This is a genomic window from Syntrophothermus sp. (assembly GCF_013314835.1).
Classification (GTDB): domain Bacteria; phylum Bacillota; class Syntrophomonadia; order Syntrophomonadales; family Syntrophothermaceae; genus Syntrophothermus; species Syntrophothermus lipocalidus.
The window spans coordinates 70,091-94,071 of the sequence record NZ_JABUEX010000002.1; the positions used below are offsets into that span (position 1 = coordinate 70,091).

Sequence of the window (23,981 nt, forward strand, 5' to 3'; positions counted from 1 at the left end):
AACTCGTCGTAAGCTGGAACACCTCCGGTTAGCCTTGGAGCTTCCACTAGGTCCCGGGGCCACCGGTTTCGAAGATGTATTTCTGGTTCACAATGCGGTCCCCGAGCTAGAATTGAACCAGATTGAGCTTGGTACCGAATTTCTAGGTCGCCGCTTGCAAGCTCCCTTACTCATCAACGCCATGAGTGGAGGTATAAATGAGGCTCGCGATATAAACGAGAGCCTGGCCATGCTGGCTGCGGAGTATGGGCTAGGTATGGCGGTGGGGTCACAGATCATAGGCGTGGAAGAAGATGCCTGCCTAGAGAGTTTTCAAGTTGTGCGGCAGGTTAATCCCGGGGGTCTGGTGCTGGCCAACGTCAGTGCCCTTGCCAAGGTTTCGGTGGCTATGCGGGCGGTGGAGATGGTCGAAGCAGACGGGTTGCAGGTTCACCTCAACGTTCCGCAGGAATTGGCTATGGCGGAGGGCGACCGGAAATTTAGGGGGGTTCTAGACAACATTCATGAACTGGTTGAGCGTTTGCCGGTACCTGTGATTGTAAAAGAGGTTGGCTTTGGGATGTCACGTGAGGTAGCGGACAAGCTTATTTCCGTTGGGGTAAAATACCTCGATATAGGGGGACATGGAGGTACAAATTTTATTGCCATAGAAAACGAGCGCGGTGGGCTTTTCGACGAAGAGATGGCGCTTTGGGGCATTCCGACTGCTGTCAGTTTAATAGAAGTGCTTTCACTGAACCGTGAAGTCAAGGTTATCGCTACTGGAGGGATCTCGTCTCCCCTCCGGGCAGCCAAAGCCCTGGGCTTGGGAGCAGACTTAGTGGGGGTGGCTGGTATTCTGCTCAAGGTTTTGCAAGGAGGAGGTAGAGAGAAGCTGAGTAGATGGATGGATACTTACCTATACCGGCTGAAGGCTATTTGTCTGATGACAGGAGCCCGAACCCCGTTCGAATTGAGAAGACAACCAATTGTAATAGTAGGGAAAACAGCGGAATGGTTAAGGATCAGAGGGATAGATGTGAGTTCTTGGGGTAGGAGACAATAGTTCGGGGAGCCGTTTGGGCGAAAGAAAAAGGCGGTGATTACGAATGCTGATCGTCGATAGAATTGAAGACGATTGGGCGGTACTGGAATTGGACGGTACGGTCTTCAACGTGCCACGTCGCTTGCTTCCGGCAGGGGCCAAGGAAGGGCAGGTTCTATTATTGAGTATAACCATTGACCACGAAGCCAGTGCTCGCCGCTTAACCGAAATGCAAAAAATGGCCGATTCTTTGTTCGAAAAAGGGGGAGAGCGCTCATAGGTATAGTGAAGTGGCTTTGCAAGCTTCTGGTGGTGTTGGTTCTAGCCATCGCTCTTGTTTCAGGATGTGAGTTCGAAAAAACCACGAGCGACGAAAGTAGCCAGCATCTTTCTACTAGCAGCGTGTGGGGACCAACGGCGGATGAGAAAAGGCCTGCCTCCCGGCAGTTAATAGTGCATTTCATCGATGTCGGTCAGGGGGATTGCATCTTGGTTCAGTTTCCAAATGGCAAGGTGATGTTGATAGACGCAGGCGACGACCAGAATGCTCCCTTTATAGTCGATTACTTGCGGGAACACAGGATTAGAGTTATTGACTACCTAGTAGCTACGCACCCTCATGCTGATCATATCGGGGGACTGGACGAGGTGATAGAAGCGTTTGACATCGGCAAAGTGTATATGCCTAGGGTTACCCACACTACCAGGAATTTCCAAGAAGTGCTACTAAGCCTGCAGAGGAGGGAGCTGGCAGTAACTGCTGCGGAAAAGGGGGTTCTGATCGTAAAGGATAGAGGAGTGGAGGCCCGAGTGCTAGCCCCGGGCGCGAGCAGTTATGAGGACCTCAACGACTATTCGGCTGTCATAAGAGTAGTTTACGGTAGCACGGCCTTCCTATTTACAGGTGATGCTGGCAAGACATCTGAACAGCAAATGATTGAATCGGGAAGCGACCTCCGAGCCGATGTATTGAAAGTTGCTCACCATGGAAGTTCAGATGCCACCACTGAGGCTTTTCTTCAAAGGGTTTCGCCGAAATATGCGGTCATTTCGGTGGGGCGTAATAATGACTATGGGCACCCTCACCGTGAAACCCTGGATGCCTTGAGCCGAAACGGTATCCAGGTTTACCGTACCGACATTGACGGAACCATCGTGTTTTCGTCCGATGGCGAGAAGCTTGCGGTAAACGTTTCAAACAATAACCGGTAATTAACAGGTTATTTTCTGACCACGGCCAGACCATGGCTGTCGGAAACCTTTTTTGCTATTTCAGCAAGAGCCTCCTTATCGTAAGAGAAGATGCCGAGTTCCTCCAAACACAGCTGAAGAAAACGTAGTTCCCAATTTTCCGATCCCTCCAGGGCTTCGACGGTTTCTATATTGGCTGCAGGCGGGCAACCTTTCAAATCGTAATGGGCTAAGATATTGACGCTTAGATTGTACCCCGCTTCCTCGGGTAAGAAAATGAAGTCGTCTTGCCCGCTCATCATAACTAGAGAATAAGACAGGCCTCCTCTCCTGACAGGCAGTTCTACTTTTTCGGCAAATATTTCGGTGTTATGTGTATTTGTGATGTACTGGCGCAGTTCTTCTAATTCTTGGAGAGTGAGAAGCTCTTTAACAACCAAGTGATCGTAAACGATTTCGGCATCATCGGAGTCATAGTCCTTAATAAGTTCTTCATAGGGTGCGACTGGTTTTTCCCTCCCTATTACAAACCAGTTAAGTCTAACTCGATCGTGCCCCCGAAAACCGTCTACCACCGACCACGCTCTGTAAAGATCCACCAGATATCAACCTCCCCCGAAAACAATCTCATATTGAACAGTAAAGAGTCGGCTCAAGGTCGACGCTTATTAACGCGACCGTTCTCTCTTCTAGCCTTAATTTTATTATGTTTTTCTGGGTTTTCATAGTCCAAGGAATTTTCTAGCCTTGCGAGCGAGAGGGGAAAATAGCCGCGTTATTTCGCGAGGAACGTCGACTTTCAAGTTAACAGGTAATCGCGATGAAACACAAGCCAGTCATTGCATAATCCTGTACGGTGGGGGAAACCTATCTTTGGGAACAAGGCGGGAAAGGAAGGGATAGAGTGACGAATTTTCCTGTAGGCATGATTACTTTGTTAATTGTCTCGATTCTAATATACTTCGGAGTAGCGCACCGGGTTTTGGACCGGATGAGACTGACCGACCGGGGGGCACTCGCGGTTGTAGCTCTTATTATCGTTGGCAGCTTCATAGATTTACCGGTTACCGGAAGAATCACCGTCAATTTAGGCGGCATAATACCGGTAATCCTCGCTTTTTATGTATTGGCCCGGGCTGGAACCAGTAAGGAGTGGGTTAGAGCTATTGCTGCCGCCGTAGTAACTTCCTTGGTGTTGTTTCTCACCTCCAAGATCATGGGAGCAGAACCTGAGAGCATGTTCGTGGATCCCCTGTACGTATATCCGTTGGTGGCTGGCGTGGTTGGCTACCTGGCTGGAAGATCGCGACGGGGAGCCTTTTTTGCTGCGGTGGTGGGAGTGATGGCCCTAGACATAGGCCAGTATTTTTGGCTGGTACGAGTAGGAGGTCCCGGGGTAGTCCATGTTGGTGGGGCCGGTGCCTTTGATGCTTTGGTGCTGTCAGGGATTCTCGCGGTGTTGTTGGCTGAAGTCATAGGTGAGATTCGTGAAAGGTTGCAAGGGGGGCCTAGCAGTCAGGGACGTTCCGAAGTCTTGGTGGAGAACCTAAAAGAGCCTCACCCTGATCCCGCACGCAAACCGCTCTTAGGAGAACAGGGGGAAGAGCAGAGGCATGAGTAAAAAGTGGTTAGTCAAGCTGCTGGTGATAACAATCTTGACAACGGTTCTCAGTGCCGGGCCGAACGTAAAGACTGTCCTGGCCGAAACAGAGAGAACCGATGGCAGTTATTTTACCCTTATTGGTGAAAAAGGGCAGGTACTGGACTGCACCGCTCTGACCGTAAGTGTAGGAGACGAATATATTACCCCATCGAACGACCGGTATAAGGTCACGCGAATAGTCGGCAACAAAGCCTACTGTGAGTATGTCGGCAAGGAAAAGATGCCGGAATTCAACAACAATACAGTGAAAAGTTCGGTTTTATCCGTGTTGACGGCTTTTAACAAGAAGCGACCGCTGGTAGCGATTTACCACACCCACAACGACGAGGCTTTTGTTCCCAGCGATGGAACCGAAAGCCGCCGGGGAGGCGGTGGCATTATCGACGTAGGGGAGACCCTGCGAAAGAAACTGGAAGCGATGGGAGTCCGGGTGATCCATGACACGACAAGCCACGAACCGCACGATGCCAACGCTTACTACCGTTCCCGGCGAACCGCGGTCAAGTTGCTGAAGAAAGGTGCAAGCCTGCTGGTGGACGTCCATCGTGATTCCGTACCTCCAGACGTTTACAGGACCACGGTGAAGGGAAACGACGTGACCAAGGTCAAGCTGGTTATAGGACGGCAAAACGCTAACATCAATTCAAACCTGGAGTTCGCCAAGAGACTGAAGGCTCAGATGGACCAGGCAGCCCCTGGCCTCTCAGGCGGGATTTTCTTGGGGAAGGGCAACTACAACCAGGACTTGACTCCGCGGGCTGTTTTGGTCGAAGTGGGAGCGGACTCCAATAGGAAGACAGAAGCCGAGAAAGGGGTAGCACTTTTTGCCCAGTCGCTGGCTCCTGTGCTGGGCATTGACGCCAAGGCCGCCGAGAAGCCGTTGCTTAACCAGGAAAAAGGACAAAGGAAATCAGATTGGACTACGGTGCTTTGGGTTGTCGTGGCAGCCGGAATTATCTACGCCGGGTACGTATACTTGAACCGTAACCGGGCATGATGGACGACGCGTGATAAATTGAGGCAAATACTGGCCCGCGGTAGAGGTTTGGTTCTATGAAGATCATATATCACTGTTATGGAGGAGCTCACTCGTCGGTAACTGCCGCCGGCATCCATCTAGGTTTATTGCCAACCCACCGTTTGCCCACTGGGGACGAGTTGATGAGACTCCCATATTTTGATAAGACTGATGGGAACGATTTCGGTCTCATCCGCATGATGGGGGTAGACGAGTACGGTAATGAAGTCTATGTGTTGGGAAAAAAAGGGATGGGAGAACGGTTCAGCCGGACACTGGAGGGGATGGCCAAAATAATCGGGGCCGAACAGGAACTGAGAGTAGTAAACACGATGGCCTGCGTGAACTGGATTATGATGATAGGCGGGTATCTTTCGCGCCGGATGGGACTGTTATCTATCGGCCGACCGCTGGTAATATACGGTACCAGAAAAGCGTTTTTTCACCTAGTCAAGATGGTAAAGGACTGCCAGCTGAAGGCTAGAGACAAGCATTTTCACGTCTCGTTGCCGAGAAACAAAAAATCTACGGATGTTGTGATTTTGGGTACTACAACCGCGCATCACTCCATACTAGCCGCACGCATGCTTCTGAATGGGATCAGGAATAGTGATCTGGTGGTCGACACTTGCTGGGATGCCTGGCTCGAGAGTGACGGGTCCCCCGTTTTTGTGGGGACCGATAAAGACGGTAACCGGGTTTACACCATCGGGGTAGGGCGAGAAATGGAGACAGGGGCTAGGGCTTTGGCCTGCCTGGTTCATATGTTTGAATCGGATTGCCGTCCGATATTGATTACAGCGGTGAGGATAAAGAACGAAACCTGGGTCAGAACGGCGGCTGCACTCAGCCGGTGGCCCGGAGGACAGTGGCTGAACCGGGTTGTATCGAAGCGTATTGTTAGCCCCCAGTTGGACACCATCAGAGAGCAGGTGGAAAGCATTGAAAAAGCCTTGCATACCGCCAAAGCCTGGGACCCGAAGTCTGAGTTTGTACTTTTCGATGAGGGAACTTAGAACTTCGATAGCTTGCTTGGCTACCATCTTTATTAGATAATTAGGTGGAAAAAGTATGAGGTGAGTTGCGCCTTGGGGAGAAGAGGAATCAGGATCGAGAAAGTTGTTCCCGCAAGCATAGCCTCCGAGCTAGGCATAGAAGCAGGGGACAAGTTGCTGGCCGTGAACAGAAGGCCGGTCAAGGACATCTTGGAATACCAGTATTACACCAGCGAGGAAGTCGTGGTCCTCGATATTGAAAAAGCCGATGGAGAGGTCTGGAGTATTGAAATAGAAAAGGAATATGATGAAGACCTGGGGCTTGTGTTTTCTGGAGCTGTGTTTGACAGGCTCCGGACTTGCCGCAACCGGTGTCTTTTTTGTTTTATGGATCAATTGCCCTCTGGGGTTAGAAAATCCCTGCGAACCAAGGATGATGACTATCGCCTTTCTTTTTTGTACGGGAATTTTATAACTCTTACTAATCTGGATCGGGAGGACTGGGAGGCGATAGCGGCTCTGCGCCTCAGCCCCTTATATGTCTCGGTTCACGCGACCGACTCCCGGGTCAGGGCTTTTATGCTGGGCAACGAAAAAGGCGGCCAAATCATTTCTGATTTGAACAGGCTTCGCGACTTGGGTTTGCAAGTTCACACACAAGTGGTTCTTTGCCCAGGGATTAACGACGGCGAAGTGCTGGCCGAAACGGTTTCTACCTTAGCCAGCTTTTGGCCCACGGTTTTATCGATAGGGATTGTACCGGTAGGGCTAACCAGGTACAGGGAAGGTTTATACCCGTTGCAGGCGGTAGATAAGGTTAAGGCTCAAGACGTGATAACCCGGGGACAGGCTTGGCAGCGCCAGTTTAGAGCTGAGCTTGGGTTAGGGTTAGTGTACCTGGCGGATGAGTTCTTTATCAAGGCTGAGCAAGACTTTCCACCAAACGAGTATTATGACGGGTATCCGCAGATTGAGAACGGTATAGGTATGGCCCGCGAGTTTTTGGACCGGCTAACCGAATTAGATAACGACTTACCGCGCGAATTGCCGGAAAGAACTAGGCTTACTCTGGTGTGTGGCCATGGTGCCCGTCTGGTATTGGAGAGAGCTGCGCGAAGGTTGAACCGGATCAAAGGGCTAGAGGTTGCCGTGATGCCTGTTAGTAACCGTTTCTTCGGGGAAGAAGTGACGGTCACGGGTTTGTTGACCGGCCAGGATATTGAAAGGGCGCTGGCTGATTCTTCGGACGAAAGAGGCATAATCCTTATTCCAGATGTAGTCCTAAGAGAAGACCACGATTACTTTCTGGATGATATGACAGTAGGGGAACTGATGGAACGGAGCGGTAAGGCTATCGACGTGGTCGAGGCTACTGCTGATGGGCTGGTGAATTATGTGCGGAGAATGGCATGCGAAGGGGGTGGGGTTCAATGGCCAGGGCGATAGTGGCGTTGGTAGGGAGGCCGAATGTAGGTAAATCTACGCTGTTTAACCGTATGGCTGGTTTGAAAAAAGCGATAGTGGAAGATACTCCTGGTGTAACCCGAGACCGCATTTACGAACAAGCCGAGTGGGCGGGGAGAGAGTTTATCGTGGTTGATACAGGAGGGATCCGGTTTGAAGAAGGGGACATTCTCGCACCCGAAGTCAAGAAACAATCCGAACTCGCCATAGAAGAAGCGGACGTAATAGTGATGGTGGTAGACGCTCGGGAAGGGGTAACGCTGGAGGATGAGATGGTAGCCGGGATTCTGCGGCGAGCCAACAAGCCGGTAGTACTGGCGGCCAACAAAGTGGAAGATTTCAAGAAGCACCTGGGGTACCTGGATTTTTATCGTTTGGGTTTGGGCGAGCCGATCCCGGTTTCTGCTATTCACGGCATGAACACGGATGAGCTGTTGGACGCCGTCATTGCCCTGTTACCGCCGGCCGAGGAAGAGGAAAAGGATGAACTGGCAGTCCGTATTGCGCTCGTGGGTCGTCCTAATGTGGGAAAATCATCTCTATTGAACCGGCTCATCGGTGAGGAAAGGGTGATAGTCAGCGAGATTCCCGGAACTACAAGGGACGCGATCGATACTCCTTTTCAGTATGGGGGCAGCCGCTACGTTTTGATCGACACCGCCGGTATCAGGCGCAAGTCGCGAATCAAAGAACCAACAGAGCGGTATAGTGTTCTAAGGGCCTTGCGGGCGGTGGAGAGATCGGATGTGGTTTTAATAATTCTCGATGCAACCGAAAGAGTAACCGAACAGGACAAAAAGATTGCAGGCTTTGTACACGAAGCGGGCAAATCTAATATAATTATAGTCAACAAATGGGACCTGGTTAAAAAAACCGAAAGGACCATGAAGGAATTTGACGACCTCATTCGCGAAGAACTCAAGTTCCTGGCCTACTCACCGATTCTATACATATCCGCGTTGACCGGTCAAAGGGTGAAACAGGTTATAGAAGTTGTCGATTTCGTCGCAGAACAGTACTGGCGGAAGGTGCCCACCGCCGAGCTAAACAAGGTGTTACGCGAGGCGGTGGCGGTAAACCCCCCTCCGGGTGGGAAGAAGAGAGTTAACATCTTCTACATCACCCAGATAAAGACAGGACCACCTTCGTTTGCTTTGTTTGTTAATCATCCAGAGGAATTGCACTTTTCTTACTTGCGGTATTTAGAAAATACATTGCGGGAAAATTTTGGGTTTGAAGGGACGCCAATTCGTTTAGTGCTCCGGCAGCGAGAGAGCCGGTATCAGAAGTGAATTGAATTTGGATGTGGGGATGGGTTAGGATGAATGTTTTGGTGGTGCTGGTAGCCTATCTCATCGGGGCAATACCTTTTTCTTATTTGGTCGGGAAGTGCTTTGCAGAGGTTGATGTCAGGGCTCGGGGCAGCGGTAATGTTGGTGCTACCAATGTTCTTCGTACCGCTGGGGTCAAATGCGGTTTATTGGCCGCGGCTCTGGATATAGCGAAAGGGATTTTCCCGGCTTGGCTGGGTATGATTCAGGGGGGCGTGCCCCTAGCTTGCGTTTGCGGGGTAGTAGCGGTGATCGGGCACTGCTGGCCGGTGTTCTTGAAATTCAAAGGAGGAAAAGGGGTAGCTACTTCCGGCGGGGTGCTCATATACCTGGTTCCGAAGGCAGCAGTGTTTCTGATAATTCTCTTTTTGGTCACCGTTGCCGTGTCTAGGATAGTATCGTTGGGGTCTCTTGCCGCGGCTGTGATTAACCCCATAATGGTGGCAGTCATTTACCAATCGTGGGTGTTGGTGCTGGCAGGCTTCGTATTGACGTTGATTGTCGTATACAAGCACCGTGAAAATATCGAACGCCTGCGCAGAGGGCAGGAACCGCGCTTAGGTCGGGGCAGTTTGGGAGGGTAACGGGTAGTAATGAAGAAAATTGCGGTACTGGGAGCAGGAAGCTGGGGGACAGCTTTGGCCGGGTTGTTGGGTAATAAAGGGTATTCGGTTTGCTTGTGGGGTCGCCCTGAAGACGGCGTTTTGGATATAGAAAAGACGAGAGAGAATCGCCGGTTTTTACCAGGAGTGTTTCTTCCGGAAACGGTTTCGATGACCACTGATATGAAAGAAGCGATAAGCGGGGCCTGGCTGGTTGTCATTTCGGTGCCCTCACAGGCTGTGAGGGAAGTGACCCTTAAATTAAAACCTTGGCTAGGGCCTCGAACTGTAATCGTGAATACCGCTAAAGGATTGGAACTCAAAACCTACTTGCGTATGAGCCAGGTAGTGGCCCAGGTCTTAGGCGAGGAAATCATCAACAGATACGCGGTGTTATCAGGCCCCAGCCACGCTGAAGAAGTCGGGCAGGGTATGCCGACCGCGGTGGTTTCCGCTTCTTATTACAAGCGGACAGCTTTCTTGGTTCAAGAGGTTTTTATGACTTCGAATTTCCGGGTGTATACAAACCCAGATGTAGCTGGAGTTGAATTGGGCGGTGCGTTAAAAAACATCATAGCTCTCGGTTCGGGTATCACCGAGGGGCTAGGTTTTGGCGATAACCCGAAGGCAGCGCTTCTAACGCGAGGCCTATCAGAAATGGCACGCATGGGAGTAGCCATGGGAGCGCGTAGCCAGACTTTTGCTGGTTTGAGTGGAATAGGAGACCTGGTCGTTACCTGTAACAGCTTGCATTCACGCAACCGCAGGGCTGGAATGCTTATTGGGCAGGGTAAGACTCTCAAGGAGGCATTAGATGAAGTAGGGATGGTGGTGGAAGGGGTGACCACGGCGCGAGCTGCTTACGAACTAGCCCGCCGAATCAAAGTGACAATGCCCATAACCCGGGCCACTTATCAGGTTCTATTCCGCAATAAAGACCCATTAGAGGCGGTATCGGACCTGATGCGCAGAAAGAAGAAACACGAGATTGAAGAAATCGTGAAAATGACAGAGGGATGGTAAGCAAGTGTGGCAAAATGCCGCACTTTTTTTATGGCAATAGGTTATATATACCGGACGTCATCCATATATTTGTACTGTTAAACAGTACCAGGCATCGGCTGGGGGTTGGGTATACGGTGGAGGTCATCTTGATTTAAGTCTATTCCGAGGAGGGAAGGTCAGTGGAAGGAAACAATATATTGAAAGATATTGCCGAAAGAACGGGGGGTGATATTTACCTGGGAGTAGTAGGCCCCGTTAGAACCGGAAAATCCACCTTCATCAAGCGTTTCATGGATCTCTTAGTTTTGCCCAATATCAAAGATATCTATGATCGAGAAAGGGCCAGGGACGAGCTGCCTCAGAGCGGAGCCGGTAAAACGATAACCACCACCGAACCCAAGTTTGTACCCAATGAAGCGATAGAAATAAATATGAGGAACGGCATAAACCTCAAAGTCAGACTGATCGACTGCGTCGGTTACGCTGTAGAAGGGGCTCTCGGCTATATCGAGGAAGACCAGCCGCGCATGGTTAGGACTCCTTGGTATGACTACGAGATTCCGTTCGAAGAGGCGGCCGAGATAGGTACCCGTAAGGTAATCACCGATCACTCTACTATAGGGATAGTTGTCTTCACTGACGGTTCTATAACGGATATACCCAGGGAAAACTATGAAGCGGCCGAAGATCGGGTTGTCAGCGAACTAAAAGAATTGGGGAAACCTTTCGTAATTCTTCTCAACTCTACTCAGCCCTATTCCAGGGAAGCCATGGAGCTAGCCGATATTCTGGCAGATAAACACCAGGTGGCGGTCATACCCATTGACTGTGCTCAGGCTTCGGTAGAGGATCTTTACGGGGTGCTGGAGGAAGTACTGTACGAATTCCCGGTGCAAGAGGTTCGCGTGCGGTTACCGCGCTGGATCGATGAACTGGATGAGGACTTTTGGCTCAGGATTAAACTCGACACCTCGATCAGAAACATTTTGAACGATGTGAAGAAAGTCAGGGACGTTGAACGAGCGGTTGAACGGTTGGGTGATATCGATGTCGTCGGTTACGTAGAAGTGGAAGAGATGAACTTGGGAACGGGTGCTGCTTCCCTGGAGATTGTGGTACCAGAAGAGCTGTTCTATAAGGTTATCAGCGAGGTCAGCGGGTTTGCAGTCGAAGGAACTCACGACATTTTGAGGCTTATGAAAGACTTGAGTGTGGCCAAACGCGAATTTGATAAGGTTTCGTCTGCCTTAGACGAAGTAAAACAAACCGGGTACGGCGTGGTAACCCCTAGCCTGGACGAGATGCTTTTGGAGGAACCTGAGCTCATCCGGCAGGGCAGTAGGTTTGGAGTAAGACTAAAAGCCAGGGCTCCGTCTTTGCATGTCATCAGAGCGGACATTACAACCGAAATTACCCCCATCATCGGTACAGAGAAACAGTGTGAAGAACTGGTAAAGTACATGTTGGAGGAGTTTGAGGAGGATCCCAAGAAGATATGGGACTCCAATATTTTCGGAAAATCACTTCATGACCTGGTGAGAGAGGGAATACAGAACAAGCTTCACCGGATGCCAGAAAACGCCCAGGTCAAACTCCAAGATACCCTTCAGCGGATAGTAAATGAGGGTAGCGGTGGGTTAATCTGTATCATCATATGATATCAGTTTAAGATGTGAGGCCAAGGCAACTGCGAGAGCTCTATGTGAGGCTGGTCGATACCAGCCTTTTTTGCTGTACTTGAACAGCTTCCCGAACGGATTCAGTGGTCCGAGTTTAGGCTGCCCCCGTTGGGGCAATAGACGGAACAATATCTTATGAAGATTGCCCAAGCAGGAATGAGAAGCCAGCTTGGCGAAATAATAAAAACGCAGTGAGAGGGGGGCTTGTCAGGGTGAAGCGGTTGATAACCTTGAAGAGCAAAGTTCCTAATTTTGAGTCGGAGATCAACCAGTTGATTAAAGAAGAGATATACAGGGTCCTGGATATTTTATACCTGGACTGGGACAAGATGGATAGGTCGTTTACTCTGGCCTTGTTCATTCAGGAAGAAGAGAAGTTTCTGCGCCAGAATTGTGTAGTTTTTGAAACCAAAAAACTGATAGACCTTGGAAAAGATCTGGATGATTTTTCTGAAGTGATGAGCAATGCCAAGAATGTCCCCTATGAGGTTCAGTTGGTGAGGGTATTCAAGGTATCGCTGCCGCGAGGAGATAAGTTCCTGGCCTATGTCATATTTGAGGATTAGGGCTGTTGCTGGCTGTCTCTTCGAGCAAGCGAGAGGCGAAGGGGGGCATGGTGGTGAACCGGGTAAGTTACCCGGTTTTTTGCGTGGCAAGTGTCAAATCCAGGGGCCGGTATGCTATAATGTCACCGTCGGGCGGATGAAAGTTCGACCGTTTTCCCTGCATTTAGAGTGATCAAGGATAGGGTTATCAGTCACAGAGGAGGTAGTATCGTGGTTAATATTGGCCTCTTGGGTTGTGGAACGGTTGGATCCGGTGTGGTCAAGCTTTTAGCCTCAAACCGGGATGTTATTTCGCTCCGTACCGGACAAGGAGTCGCGATCAAGCGAATCCTCGAAAAAGACCCGGAGAAGGTTTTGAGTCTAGGTTTAAGCGAAGACGTCCTTTGCGCCGATATCAAAGACATACTGGATGATGACGATATAAGCGTTGTTGTAGAACTCATAGGAGGTATCGAACCGGCTCGAACCTTTATTTTGCAGGCGTTACGCAAAGGCAAGAACGTGGTGACTGCCAACAAAGATTTAATAGCGGTCCACGGGCAGGAACTGCTGGCCGCAGCTGAAGAGAACAAGGTGGACTTCTTTTTTGAAGCCAGTGTTGGTGGGGGCATCCCCTTAATTTATCCTTTGAAGCATTCGCTAGGTGCCAATCGAATCAAAGAAGTAATGGGGATTGTTAACGGGACGACTAACTACATCCTTACTAAGATGAGCGAGGAAAGCCTAGAGTTTTCGAGGGCTTTGAAAGAGGCGCAGGAACTGGGGTATGCTGAAGCTGATCCTACTTCAGACGTAGAAGGCTATGATGCTGCTCGTAAAATTGCCATCCTGGCTTCGATCGCCTTCAACAGCCGGGTTACGTTCGAAAACGTTTACGTTGAAGGAATTACCCGTTTAAGCCCTTTAGATATCAAGTACGGTTATGAATTGGGCTATGTGGTGAAGCTCCTGGCTATCGCGCAGGAAATCGACGGCCGGGTGCAAGCCCGGGTCCACCCGGCTTTCATACCCATGCACCACCCTCTGGCCGCGGTAAAGGGGGTTTACAACGCCGTATTCGTGAACGGGGACGCGGTGGGAGAAGTCATGTTCTTTGGAAGAGGGGCAGGGCAGATGCCCACTGCTAGCGCAGTGGTGGGAGACATAATGGAGATATGCCATAACCTCAGTCATGGTACCACCGGCATGCTGGGCTGTACTTGTTTTGAAGCCAAGGAGATTATTCCTATCGACAAAGTGGAGAGCAAGTTCTATATTCGGATGCTGGTTAAGGACCGCCCTGGGGTATTGGCGGCCATCGCCGGGGTTTTTGGCAGCCATCAGCTGAGCATAGCTACCGTGCTGCAGAAGACAAGCGGCGAGGAGTTCGCCCAGCTGGTCTTAGTGACCCATAGAGTTCCTGAATCTGACCTGCGAGATGCCCTGATGGTGTTGGGAGAAATGAGTATAGTGGCAGAGATTTGCAACGTCATCCGGGTGGAAGGCGAAGATAGTAAAGTTTGAAAGGGGCAAGTGATTGGATACATCAATACAATGATAGTGACCATCATATTGCAAGAACGAGCCGCAAGGGAAAAGGAGTGACCATGAATTGTCTTTAGTTGTGCAGAAATTCGGCGGTAGTTCCGTAGCTTCGGTGGAGAGGATCAAGAACATAGCCGGGAGGGTTAAGGCAGAGAAGGACAACGGCAACCGAGTGGTAGTCGTGGTTTCGGCTATGGGGGATACGACTGACGAGATGTTAAATCTCGCGAAGCAGATAGGACCGTTACTCAGCGAGCGCGAAATAGATATGCTTTTGGCTACAGGCGAGCAGCAATCGGCGGCTTTGTTGGCCCTGACGCTCAATAACATGGGCTGTAAAGCTGTTTCCTTGACCGGTTGGCAGGCAGGTATCTATACTGACACCCTTCACACCAAAGCTCGGATTAGTAAGATCCACCCCGACCGCATATGGAAGGAATTACGAGAGGGCAATGTGGTTGTGGTCGCAGGGTTTCAAGGCATGACTGGCGATGGCGATATTACCACTCTCGGACGCGGTGGCTCGGATACCACGGCGGTGGCTTTGGCAGCGGTGCTGAAAGCGGATATCTGCGATATATACACGGACGTGGACGGGGTTTACACGGCGGATCCGAGGGTTGTGCCTAACGCGAAAAAGTTGTCCTGGATATCTTATGACGAAATGTTGGAGTTGGCCAGCCTGGGGGCGGTAGTAATGCAGCCGCGGGCGGTTGAGTTTGCCAAACTGCACGGGGTAAGAGTCCAGGTTCGCTCTAGCTTCAACGGGGGAAATGGTACTACGATTATGGAGGGTAGGGAGATGGAGAACGGGAGAATAGTAACCGGAGTCGCTCACGATTTGAACGTAGCTAAACTCGCTTTATTCGATGTGCCTGATGTTCCAGGGATGGCAAAGACTATTTTTAAAGCTCTGGCCCAGCAGGGGATAAACGTGGACATGATAATTCAGAGCGCGACTCGCGACGAGCGCAATGACATATCATTTACTATTACCCGGGATGACCTGGCCCGGGCTTTGCCGGTGGTAGAAAAGGTAGCTGGCGAGATCGGGGCTAACGGGTTTACGTACGGTGAAGACGTAGCCAAAGTGTCGATAGTAGGAGCAGGGATGCAGAGCAATCCGGGAGTAGCTGCCAGCATGTTCGAGGCCCTAGCCGATGAGGGGATTAATATTCAGATGATCAGCACCTCAGAGATCAAGGTTTCCTGCATAATCGACGCCGATTCGGTGGAAAAGGCGGTAAATGCTTTACATGCCAAGTTCAGGCTGCACGAAATAGAGGAGTAACGGTGTGGATAAGAGGGCTAGGAGAGACGGGCAAACACTACGGGGCTCGGGCTTATCCGTGCCCGAACAAGCAGGCAGTTAACGTTGTTCCGGCTTTGTATGGCAGCCAGGAAATCGCCCCGATTTCTTGGGCTTTACTAAAATCGGGGCACAGGTTAGCCGGTTCCCCCGTTGTGGGCTTGGTTGCACTCTCCGTCGGGTTTAGTAGACTCGCTGATTGTTCTGAGGGGACGGCTACTCTTCAAAAATGGGAGTACCCGCCAGGAGTCAGCCGAGCTCTGACTCCCGATTTCTCGAGGAAAACCCCTTCCCCAGTCATCACCTCGCCGATCACATGGACGGGTACATCCAGTTTCTGACAAGTCGTGCGTATGAGTTCCCATTCTCCTCGGCTGAACGTGAATACCAGTTCGTAGTCCTCGCCGCCGGTAAGGGCCATAAGCAAAGGGTCCTGACCGAGTTCGATTGCTACAGCTGCGGCGGCAGGAGATACAGGAATAGTCTCTGCCTTGATCAGTATCATCTTTTTGCTGGCGGTGGCGATAGTATTCAGCTCCTTCGCTAAGCCGTCACTTATGTCTTTCATGGCGTGGACTCTGCCGGTTGCGGCGAGTTCCTGGCCTGCCTCTACGCGGGGCTGAGGGCGGAGATGTCTGGTCAAAGCAAGTTCACGAGCAGGTGAACTGACTCTCGGCAACTCGTTTAGTAAAATAGCCAGCCCGGCAGCAGAACTGCCCAGCTCGCCGGTCACAGCTACCAGATCACCTTCAGCCGCTCCGGCCTGGGTTACCAAGTGCGCCGGATCTACCTCGCCCACCACCGTAACGCTGACTACCAAATTCGAGGGGGAAGCCGTGATGTCCCCCCCGATAATGTCTACTCCATACCGTGAAGCGAGTTCCTGCATCCCGTCATAAAAAGCGTCGATATCTTCTACCTGCAAAGAGCTGGGTAGGCCCAGCGCAACCACAGCGTGTAAAGGTTTTCCTCCCATGGCGGCCACGTCACTAAGATTCACGGCCAGGGATTTGTAACCCAGATCACGGGCCGATATCTTTTCCCAGATGAAATGGGAACCTTCTACCAGCATATCGGTGGTTATCACCAACAGCTTATTGCCGCTAACCTCAACGACAGCGGCATCATCCCCTATGCCGAGCACTGTACGCTGGTTAACCGGGTTCAAGCGGTTTGTAATTCGTTGGATCAACCCGATTTCACCAATCTCATTGAGCTTCATCTCAAAATCTCCAAACCCGAGTACTTTGATCTATAAATTCTATCAGATGTACGCTATTTTGGCCAAATTGGTGACCTGATCCGGTTGGAGAGCAGCTATGGCATCGAGAAAGGCGGTTTTAAAACTTAACGGGCCCGAAGGGTTACTGTAGGCCGCCAGTTCAGCTGCTACGCCAAAACAGGCTAGAGCGGAGACTGACGCGGTAAAGGCATCTTCCGCTACTGCGGAGAAAGCAGCGACGGCGGTTGCGGCCATGCACCCGGTCCCGGTTATGCGGCCTAGGAACGGGTGACCGTTACTAACAGTCGCGGCACCCGAAGGAGAAAGGATTAAGTCGGTAGCTCCTGTCACCACCACTACTGCACCCAGACGTGCAGCAAGTTTCTGGCCGGCTTGAACCAGGTCACCGGTTACGTTTCCGGATTCCACACCACGAACCTCAGCTTCAAGACCGGCTATGGTGCCTATTTCCCCCGCGTTGCCTTTGAGCACGGTTACACGTACTTCCTCGAGCAGCCGAAGGGTAGTTTGGGTTCGATAAGATGTAGCTCCGCACCCCACAGGGTCAAGTATAACCGGTATGCTTAGCTCGTTAGCTTTCTTTGCGGCTTTGAGCATAGAGTCGACGATCCTTTTGTTTAGAGTGCCGATGTTCAGGACCAAGGCCCCGGCTAGGGAAACCATTTCTTCAACTTCTTCCACCGCATCTGCCATTACCGGAAGCGCCCCTAACTGCAAGGCGATGTTGGCACAGTCATTAACCGACACGTAGTTCGTGATGTGGTGAATCAAGGGGTTGATTTGGCGAACTTTTTTTAAGTGTTGACCGATACTGTTTGACATTACTATCTACCTCCTAAATAAAAATAAAAGCGGACCACGTAGGTCCACCTTAAAAACCAAAACCTGCACGCTTCCCTACGCTGGTATTATCCAGATCAGGTGCAAAGGGTCACGGGCTTGCCGCCCGTATCTCAGCCCCGCTACCAGGAGCTCCCCTAGCGTCTGTTCTGCAGACGTGTATAGAGTTTATGTTTAAGCGCAACCGTCTTTTTTAAATTTATCGTGAGAAGGACGGGCAGTCAAGAGGGATTCGAGGGTAACTATAGTTTCCATCCCGTTACGGCATACTAAGATTGTGGACTCCGTGGTCAGTCGCTACATAGGAAGCGGCGTTTTCAGTGTTTAGCCGTGATACCGGTTGCGGCGTAAGGTCCCGCTCGTCATGAATACAACTTAGGTCCGGGTGTGGAACCATTGCAAGGCAATACAAACTAATCTATAATTTGATTATAAAGAATTAAAGAACAGAAATAGAATTCTCTTAGAGAAAGACATGTTATGTTTATGCGCTTTTTGTTGGCTGAGGGGGTGAGGCCACATCTCGCGATCCGCATCGTTTTGCATTCCCACTGTGCTGGTTTGTGCTGGCTATTGTAACTAACATTAGCTGCCCCGAACTTTTCAGTTCCGGTAGTCTTTCCAGTTTGATTCTTGATTGACGACCGATACCTGCTATTGATATATAAGTGCCGACGAAACACCGTTATGTACAGAGATGGAAACTGCTCGGGTTAACTCATAGTTTGGACCGGCACGGTGAGCGAATGTTATGGTCGTGGCGGTAGTGCATTCATAGGAGGGGACGCAGGTGACTGAAGGCAAGGAGGAAAAAAGGGGTTTAGTACTGGTCATAACCGGGGATGGAAAAGGCAAAACTACTTCAGCCCTGGGGCAGGCCGTAAGGGCCATGGGGCACGGGTTCAAAGTGTTTTTCCTGCAGTTTATGAAGGGCAGAACCTACGGCGAACATATATGTGCGGAAAAATACCTGCCTAACCTGACGGTTCGCCAGTGTGGCTTGGAGAAGTTCGTTATCAAAGGTAAGGCAACTCCGGCCGACATCGAAGAGGCCCGGGAAGGGTTAGAAATGGCCCGGCAGGCTATGTTTTCTGGGGAGTACGACATGGTGATACTGGATGAGATCAACATCTGCATGGATTTTGGACTGATTCCGGTGGAAGAGGTAGTAGAACTGGTGAAGAATAAACCGCCTCATTTAGACTTGGTTTTAACTGGAAGAAGAGCTCCAGCTGAGATCATCGAGCTGGCCGATACTGTAAGCGAAGTAAAAGAGATTAAACATGCTTATGCTAAAGGGATCAAAGCCAGGGCCGGGATTGAGTTCTGATTTTATGTATCCGGTTATTTTTTGGGGAGGCGAATATAATGAGCGAGGATCTGGTTCAAAAGGCTAAGGACAACGCGCGGCAGAATTTCCGCGAGGGTCTGAACTGCGCCGAATCAGTACTGAAGGCTATTCTGGACACAGGAGTTACCGATTTTCCACCTGAGGTAGTGGCTATGGCTACCGGTTTCGGAGGCGGAATGGGGCTTTCAGGCAACAACTGCGGGGCTCTTATCGGTGCAGTCATGGCAGTTGGAGCTGTCCACGGCCGCAAGAACCCGTTGGAAGGGGAGTTCCAGGAGAGGGTGGACCGGCTCTACGGAAACCCGGGATTATACCGTTTCTTCAACGGTCTTCCCCACGAGTTTAGAGCCAAGTTTCAATACCTCGATTGTGCTAAGCTGAATGAAAATTACCCAGAGTGGCAGGACAAGGAACGTTTCCGCCAGTGCATGAAGATGGTCATCGAAGCAGCAGGGATGGCTATGGAATACATCATCAAGGGTAAGGAGGAAGGGTATATTCAGCCCTTCGGGCCAAACGTAGCCGGTAAGGAGTAGAAATGTTGGGTATCCAAAAATAGAATACTATCGGACAGGTGCCCGTATGGGGATAATAGGGAAGCCGGTGAACCAGCCGCATAGGTTCGTAAGCCGGCGCGGTCGCGCCACTGTAGCCGGGGAGCAACGCCTGCAACCTCGTAGGAGCCACTTTCCGGCACTCAGGTCGTATCGGAACTCGTTCCAAGTGGTAGGTATATGTAGAAACCGCAGTTACCACCCGGTTCCTGAATCGACTTGAGTGCCGGATGGGAAGGCGCAGGCAAAGCGAGGATCCGGGAGCCAGGAGACCTGCCTGTTCTAATTCTTTACCACCTTCGCGGAAAAGGGGTAGGAACCGAGATGATGGTAAAGTTCTCAGTCGATGGCTAATCGACTGGGAACTTTGCTTTTGCCCTGTGAGATCACCAACCACTTCAAGCCAATACCAAAATACTGAGGGAGATGGTGACCTTCAGGGAAGGAGAAATATCTGGAATTTCATAAAGGGCAAGATGTCGTGCAGAGAAGGAGAATTGTCAATATGCATGACGAAAAGGAGACAAAACTTTCTTCGATTGAACGGGTTCTACAGGACCATGGGGGCCACGTAGCGCGCATTCCAGCCCGCGAAATAGTTGTTGATCCCCGAGTACGGCTTAAATGCCTGGTCCCTGTGTGTGACAGCTATAACCGAGGACTGATGTGTCCTCCTAACCTGCCCATGGTTAACGAGTTCCAAGAGGCTCTCAGGTTATATAACATTGCTTTGCTGGTACAGTATCGCCAGTTTTTTGTTCCCGAGAGGGAAAGACATTACGCCGACGTGTTCGGAGGAGCCCGAAAACTGCATTTTATGATTAACCTGGGAGAAAAAGAAGCGTTTAGGTTAGGGTTCCGTTTTGCTGCGGGACTTATCGGTGGCGCGTGCCATCTGTGCGACGAGTGTGTTGGTATTGCTTCCGGCAAGCCTTGCAGGCATCCTTTCGAAGCCCGGCCGTCAATGGAGGCTATGGGTATAGATGTCGTGGCAACAGCAGAAAAAGCCGGGTTGTCTTTACGATTTCCGGTCTCAGATGAAGTTGTTTGGAATGGGCTTCTTCTTATCGATTGAAACAGACGTTAGCATAAACAACATGTTCAGAGTCTAGTGTACTCATACAGCTATTGGAGGGAAGAGGATGAGAAAAACGGAGCTTTTCACTAAGCTAGTAGTTGTGCTCATATGGCTGGCTTTTTTGGCATTTTTATCCGGCTGTTCGGGACAAGGGGGTTCGCAGACGAAACAGCCAACGCCGGATAAGGGGTTTCCGGTAACAGTTACCGACGACCTGGGTCGCCAGGTTAAGATCGAAGCGGAACCACAGAGAATAATCTCTTTATCACCGAGCAACACCGAGATATTGTTTGCCTTGGGATTAGACAAACGCATTGTTGGGGTTACGACATTTTGTAATTACCCCCCGGAGGCGCAAGATAAAGAGAAAGTAGGAGGGTTTTCGGATCCCAGTATCGAAAAGATAGTTAGCCTCAAACCGGACTTAGTAGTAGCGGGGGACCTGCACGCTAAGATCGCAGACGAGCTTCAGAAGCTTTCTATCCCGGTTATTGTTGTCAGCCCTAAGAGCATCGAGGGAACCTTGGAATCAATAGAAATGGTGGGAAAGGCTACGGGATGTTCGACCGAAGCTCGCCAGGTAGCACAGTCTATACGCAGCAAGATGGACGAGGTGAAGGCAAAGGTGCAGCAAACAAAAGACCGCCCCCGTGTCTATTATGAAGTGTGGTACAATCCGCTAGTTACTGCTGGACCCAAGACGGTCATTAACGATTTAATCAGCTTGTGTGGAGGCATCAATATAGCAGATGACGCGGCTACGGCATGGCCCCAATACAGTGAGGAGATGGTCATAGCGAAAAACCCGGATGTAATCATCCATTCATACGGACATGGAGATCTTCAGGCTGCTAACCTTTACGACAGACCCGGTGGATGGCGGCAGATAAACGCAGTTCGCCAGGGGCATATCTACACGGTGAATGCGGACATCGTGAACCGTCCTGGGCCCCGGTTGGTCCAAGCAATTGACGAGTTTGCCCGGTGTATTCATCCAGAGCTATTCAAATAACAGGAGGCAGTGAATTGCCTGACTTCGGAAAAAGATTCGCGATACCGATATTGATTCTGGCTTTGTTTTTAGTTTCCTTGGTTTTTCTTGGAACCGGAGCGGTACAAATTCCTCTTAAAACGACTATCAAGATATTGTTTTCTCAGCTTCCCGGAACGCAAGAGAGATTCTCAGACGTGCCTCCTACTTTTCGGGAGATCATTTGGTTTATTCGTCTTCCTCGGCTGGTGCTGGCTATGGTAGTGGGGGTTTGCCTCGCAGTAGCGGGAACCATTTTTCAGGGGTTATTTCGAAATCCCATGGCTGATCCTTATGTCATAGGGGCTTCTTCTGGAGCTGCTTTAGGAGCTACGGCGTCTATGGTTTTGGCTGTCAGTTGGACCTGGATGGGGCTAGGTTCTGTACCGTTAGCCGCGTTTTTGGGAGCCCTGGTGACTGTAATCGTGGTTTACAACCTGGCGCGGGTGGGCAATGTTATTCCGGTGCAGAACCTGCTACTGGCGGGGATAGCGGTCAGCGCGTTTCTCTCTTCGCTAGTCTCGCTACTGATGTACTTCAGTGATGACCGCCTGCATGCTGTGGTCTACTGGCTTATGGGAGGGCTTTCGGGGAGGTCGTGGGATTACGTAATGTGGTCGCTGCCGTACCTCGTGGTTGGTGTGGGCTTGGCCATATACTGTGCTCGTGATCTCAATGTTATGCTCCTTGGAGAAGAAGCAGCCGAACACCTGGGGGTTGAAGTTGAGACTTCGAAGAGGATACTTCTGGTCGCCGCTTCTGTTCTTACGGCAATTGCAGTTGCTGCGAGCGGGATTATAGGTTTTGTCGGATTAATCGTTCCCCACGTGGTGAGAATATTGATTGGACCCGATCACTGGAAACTTATCCCTGCAGCAGGCGTGGCGGGAGCGATACTGGTGGTCTTGGCGGACTTAGCAGCAAGAACCTTATTGGCCCCGGTGGAGATCCCCCTGGGGGTAGTGACTTCTTTGTTCGGGGCCCCGTTTTTTATCTATCTTCTTCGCCGGCATCGCAGAACTTATTTTTCTTAACCGTATGATAATTGACTTAGACACGGCAATATCTGTTAAGCATTAACGGTGGTACAACATGTGAGAATGAGTTTGGAGAAACCGCCTTTGTCCTGTCCCTCGGGAATTACGGGGGTAGCGATGGCATTTAGGACGAGACCGTCTGCTAGTTTGGAGGATAGGTCGGTTATGACGGATTTAATAAAGATTGAAGACCTTGTTTGCGGGTTCAATGACTGCAAAGTGTTGAAAGAAATCACTGTTGCAGTAGACCGAGGGGCATTGATCGGGATAATCGGGCCTAATGCTTCGGGCAAGACGACCCTTCTCAGGACCGTTAGCGGAGTACTGAAACCCATCAGCGGGGAAGTCACCCTGGAAGGGCGAAATGTCCACCGAATGAAGCGGTCTCAGCTGGCAAAAAAACTGGCTTTTGTGACTCAGGTAGCGGAGATCGATTTTGACTTCACGGTGGAAGACATCGTGACCATGGGTAGAACACCCCACTGTAACCGGTTCCAGCGCTTGACCCCAGCGGACAAGGCGGTAGTAAAGTGGGCCATGGAGATAACAAGAACCGGCCATCTAAGCCAAAGAAGTGTAACCGAACTCAGTGGTGGGGAGAAGCAAAGGGTACTCATTGCCCAGGCCTTAGCCCAGGATCCTGATGTTTTGTTACTGGATGAACCTACGTCCTACTTGGACATTAATCACCAGATCGAGATTATGGATGTACTTAAACGGTTGAACCGGAAAGGTCTGACCGTAATCATGACCCTTCACGATCTCAATTTGGCTGCCCAGTATTGCAACTACTTGTTGCTTTTATCGGATCACCGTATCTATGCATCCGGCAAGCCGAAGGATGTGATCACAGCCGAGAACATCAGAAGGGTTTATGGGAACGACGTGTTAATTACGGTTCATCCGACTCTTGGTTGCCCCCAAGTAACTTTGTCACCCAAGCTTAACCCCACCGAATCCAAAGGATTCAAGGTTCATTTGGTCGCGGGGGGAGGAATGGCATCTCAGTTGATGGGGCGGTTAGTGATGGAGGGATATGAGGTTACGGTGGGTGTGCTCAATCACGGCGATGGTGACTGGATGTTGGCCAAAGAACTAGGCTTGTTCATTCTCGATATACCCGCTTTTGTTGACGTGGACGACGAGGCGAGTCAACGTAATCTAGAGATGATGACCAGCGCGGATGTAGTATTAGTTGGAGATGTTCCTTTTGGGCATGGGAACCTTGGCAATTTAAGAACAGTATGCGAATCGGCACGGGCTGGTGTACCGATTGTGCTACTGGAGAAAAGGAGCATGGAGGAACGCGATTACACTGGTGGTGTAGCTTTGAACCTTTACTCAGAACTGCTGAACACAGGATGTACTAGGGTTGACAATGAGGATAAGGTGATAGAGGTATTGCATACTTTGGCTGGCAGAAAAAGTACTTTGCAGAAACCATGTGAGTTAGAGGTAGCAAGTGCCTAGTTTTCGT

23 protein-coding genes and 2 riboswitches are annotated in these 23,981 nt (G+C 50.6%); of the genes, 20 read left to right on the forward strand and 3 right to left on the reverse strand.

The window, feature by feature from the left end; all coding sequences use genetic code 11:
* Positions 1–13 precede the first annotated feature (13 nt).
* The 3 genes from fni to HPY90_RS01580 are packed head-to-tail and all read left to right on the forward strand — an operon-like array spanning position 14 to position 2,236.
* The gene (gene fni, locus HPY90_RS01570; RefSeq protein ID WP_287190530.1) at positions 14–1,045 is read left to right on the forward strand and encodes a type 2 isopentenyl-diphosphate Delta-isomerase; all 1,032 of its coding nucleotides are present in this window, start codon (positions 14–16) and stop codon (positions 1,043–1,045) included.
* Positions 1,046–1,088: 43 nt separating this feature from the next.
* Positions 1,089–1,304: a DUF3006 domain-containing protein gene (locus HPY90_RS01575; protein WP_287190333.1), complete on the forward strand. Its 216-nt coding sequence runs from the start codon at positions 1,089–1,091 to the stop codon at positions 1,302–1,304.
* A 5-nt stretch (positions 1,305–1,309) separates the two neighbouring features.
* The gene (locus tag HPY90_RS01580; RefSeq protein ID WP_287190336.1) at positions 1,310–2,236 is read left to right on the forward strand and encodes a ComEC/Rec2 family competence protein; all 927 of its coding nucleotides are present in this window, start codon (positions 1,310–1,312) and stop codon (positions 2,234–2,236) included.
* Positions 2,237–2,244: 8 nt separating this feature from the next.
* Here HPY90_RS01580 and HPY90_RS01585 read toward each other — a convergent pair whose 3' ends face one another.
* Positions 2,245–2,814, reverse strand: a complete 570-nt coding sequence (locus tag HPY90_RS01585; RefSeq protein WP_287190339.1) for a hypothetical protein — start codon at positions 2,812–2,814, stop codon at positions 2,245–2,247.
* Positions 2,815–3,119: 305 nt separating this feature from the next.
* Between HPY90_RS01585 and HPY90_RS01590 the strand changes: the two genes are divergently transcribed.
* From HPY90_RS01590 to HPY90_RS01640, 11 genes are all read left to right on the forward strand, one after another.
* On the forward strand, positions 3,120–3,836 hold the full coding sequence (locus HPY90_RS01590) for a DUF1614 domain-containing protein (protein ID WP_287190342.1): 717 nt from the start codon (positions 3,120–3,122) through the stop codon (positions 3,834–3,836).
* Complete coding sequence (gene spoIIP / locus HPY90_RS01595) at positions 3,829–4,875, forward strand: stage II sporulation protein P (RefSeq protein ID WP_169303756.1); 1,047 nt, start codon at positions 3,829–3,831, stop codon at positions 4,873–4,875. The genes HPY90_RS01590 and spoIIP overlap by 8 nt, the downstream gene beginning before the upstream one ends.
* A 56-nt stretch (positions 4,876–4,931) precedes the next feature.
* Positions 4,932–5,912 carry a DUF3189 family protein gene (locus HPY90_RS01600; protein WP_287190348.1) on the forward strand — a complete coding sequence of 327 codons (981 nt, stop codon included), beginning with the start codon at positions 4,932–4,934 and terminating at the stop codon, positions 5,910–5,912.
* 72 nt (positions 5,913–5,984) lie between these two features.
* Positions 5,985–7,337, forward strand: coding sequence for a DUF512 domain-containing protein (locus HPY90_RS01605; RefSeq protein WP_287190351.1), 1,353 nt, complete (start codon positions 5,985–5,987; stop codon positions 7,335–7,337).
* Entirely contained in the window at positions 7,322–8,647 is a 1,326-nt protein-coding gene (gene der, locus HPY90_RS01610; RefSeq protein ID WP_287190354.1) for a ribosome biogenesis GTPase Der, read from the forward strand. Before HPY90_RS01605 ends, der begins: the two co-directional genes overlap by 16 nt.
* A 29-nt stretch (positions 8,648–8,676) precedes the next feature.
* Positions 8,677–9,270, forward strand: a complete 594-nt coding sequence (plsY, locus tag HPY90_RS01615; protein ID WP_287190357.1) for a glycerol-3-phosphate 1-O-acyltransferase PlsY — start codon at positions 8,677–8,679, stop codon at positions 9,268–9,270.
* Positions 9,271–9,279: 9 nt separating this feature from the next.
* Entirely contained in the window at positions 9,280–10,311 is a 1,032-nt protein-coding gene (locus HPY90_RS01620; RefSeq protein ID WP_013175636.1) for an NAD(P)H-dependent glycerol-3-phosphate dehydrogenase, read from the forward strand.
* A 161-nt stretch (positions 10,312–10,472) separates the two neighbouring features.
* Positions 10,473–11,951, forward strand: coding sequence for a stage IV sporulation protein A (gene spoIVA / locus HPY90_RS01625; RefSeq protein WP_273698422.1), 1,479 nt, complete (start codon positions 10,473–10,475; stop codon positions 11,949–11,951).
* 233 nt (positions 11,952–12,184) lie between these two features.
* Positions 12,185–12,538, forward strand: a complete 354-nt coding sequence (locus tag HPY90_RS01630; RefSeq protein ID WP_013175634.1) for a hypothetical protein — start codon at positions 12,185–12,187, stop codon at positions 12,536–12,538.
* A 210-nt stretch (positions 12,539–12,748) separates the two neighbouring features.
* Positions 12,749–14,041, forward strand: a complete 1,293-nt coding sequence (locus HPY90_RS01635; protein ID WP_287190363.1) for a homoserine dehydrogenase — start codon at positions 12,749–12,751, stop codon at positions 14,039–14,041.
* Between the two features lie 88 nt (positions 14,042–14,129).
* Positions 14,130–15,353, forward strand: coding sequence for an aspartate kinase (locus HPY90_RS01640; protein ID WP_287190366.1), 1,224 nt, complete (start codon positions 14,130–14,132; stop codon positions 15,351–15,353).
* A 241-nt stretch (positions 15,354–15,594) separates the two neighbouring features.
* On the opposite strand, the gene thiL is transcribed toward HPY90_RS01640, so the two are convergent.
* Complete coding sequence (thiL, locus tag HPY90_RS01645) at positions 15,595–16,593, reverse strand: thiamine-phosphate kinase (protein WP_287190369.1); 999 nt, start codon at positions 16,591–16,593, stop codon at positions 15,595–15,597.
* 42 nt (positions 16,594–16,635) lie between these two features.
* On the reverse strand, positions 16,636–17,436 hold the full coding sequence (thiM, locus tag HPY90_RS01650; RefSeq protein ID WP_287190372.1) for a hydroxyethylthiazole kinase: 801 nt from the start codon (positions 17,434–17,436) through the stop codon (positions 16,636–16,638).
* A gap of 55 nt (positions 17,437–17,491) precedes the next feature.
* A riboswitch (TPP riboswitch) is annotated at positions 17,492–17,603 on the reverse strand.
* Between the two features lie 641 nt (positions 17,604–18,244).
* Between thiM and cobO the strand changes: the two genes are divergently transcribed.
* From cobO to HPY90_RS01680, 6 genes are all read left to right on the forward strand, one after another.
* Positions 18,245–18,784, forward strand: a complete 540-nt coding sequence (gene cobO, locus HPY90_RS01655; RefSeq protein ID WP_287190375.1) for a cob(I)yrinic acid a,c-diamide adenosyltransferase — start codon at positions 18,245–18,247, stop codon at positions 18,782–18,784.
* Positions 18,785–18,822: 38 nt separating this feature from the next.
* A complete protein-coding gene (locus tag HPY90_RS01660; protein ID WP_287190378.1) occupies positions 18,823–19,341 on the forward strand; it encodes a C-GCAxxG-C-C family (seleno)protein in 519 nt (172 codons plus the stop codon).
* Positions 19,342–19,360: 19 nt separating this feature from the next.
* Positions 19,361–19,654: riboswitch (cobalamin riboswitch) on the forward strand.
* A 210-nt stretch (positions 19,655–19,864) separates the two neighbouring features.
* Positions 19,865–20,434 carry a DUF2284 domain-containing protein gene (locus HPY90_RS01665; RefSeq protein ID WP_287190382.1) on the forward strand — a complete coding sequence of 190 codons (570 nt, stop codon included), beginning with the start codon at positions 19,865–19,867 and terminating at the stop codon, positions 20,432–20,434.
* A gap of 67 nt (positions 20,435–20,501) precedes the next feature.
* Positions 20,502–21,449 carry an ABC transporter substrate-binding protein gene (locus tag HPY90_RS01670; RefSeq protein WP_287190385.1) on the forward strand — a complete coding sequence of 316 codons (948 nt, stop codon included), beginning with the start codon at positions 20,502–20,504 and terminating at the stop codon, positions 21,447–21,449.
* 14 nt (positions 21,450–21,463) lie between these two features.
* Positions 21,464–22,501 carry a FecCD family ABC transporter permease gene (locus HPY90_RS01675; protein ID WP_287190387.1) on the forward strand — a complete coding sequence of 346 codons (1,038 nt, stop codon included), beginning with the start codon at positions 21,464–21,466 and terminating at the stop codon, positions 22,499–22,501.
* A gap of 168 nt (positions 22,502–22,669) precedes the next feature.
* Positions 22,670–23,974 (forward strand): ABC transporter ATP-binding protein, encoded by a 1,305-nt coding sequence (locus HPY90_RS01680; RefSeq protein ID WP_287190390.1) that lies wholly within the window; start codon positions 22,670–22,672, stop codon positions 23,972–23,974.
* Positions 23,975–23,981: the final 7 nt, after the last annotated feature.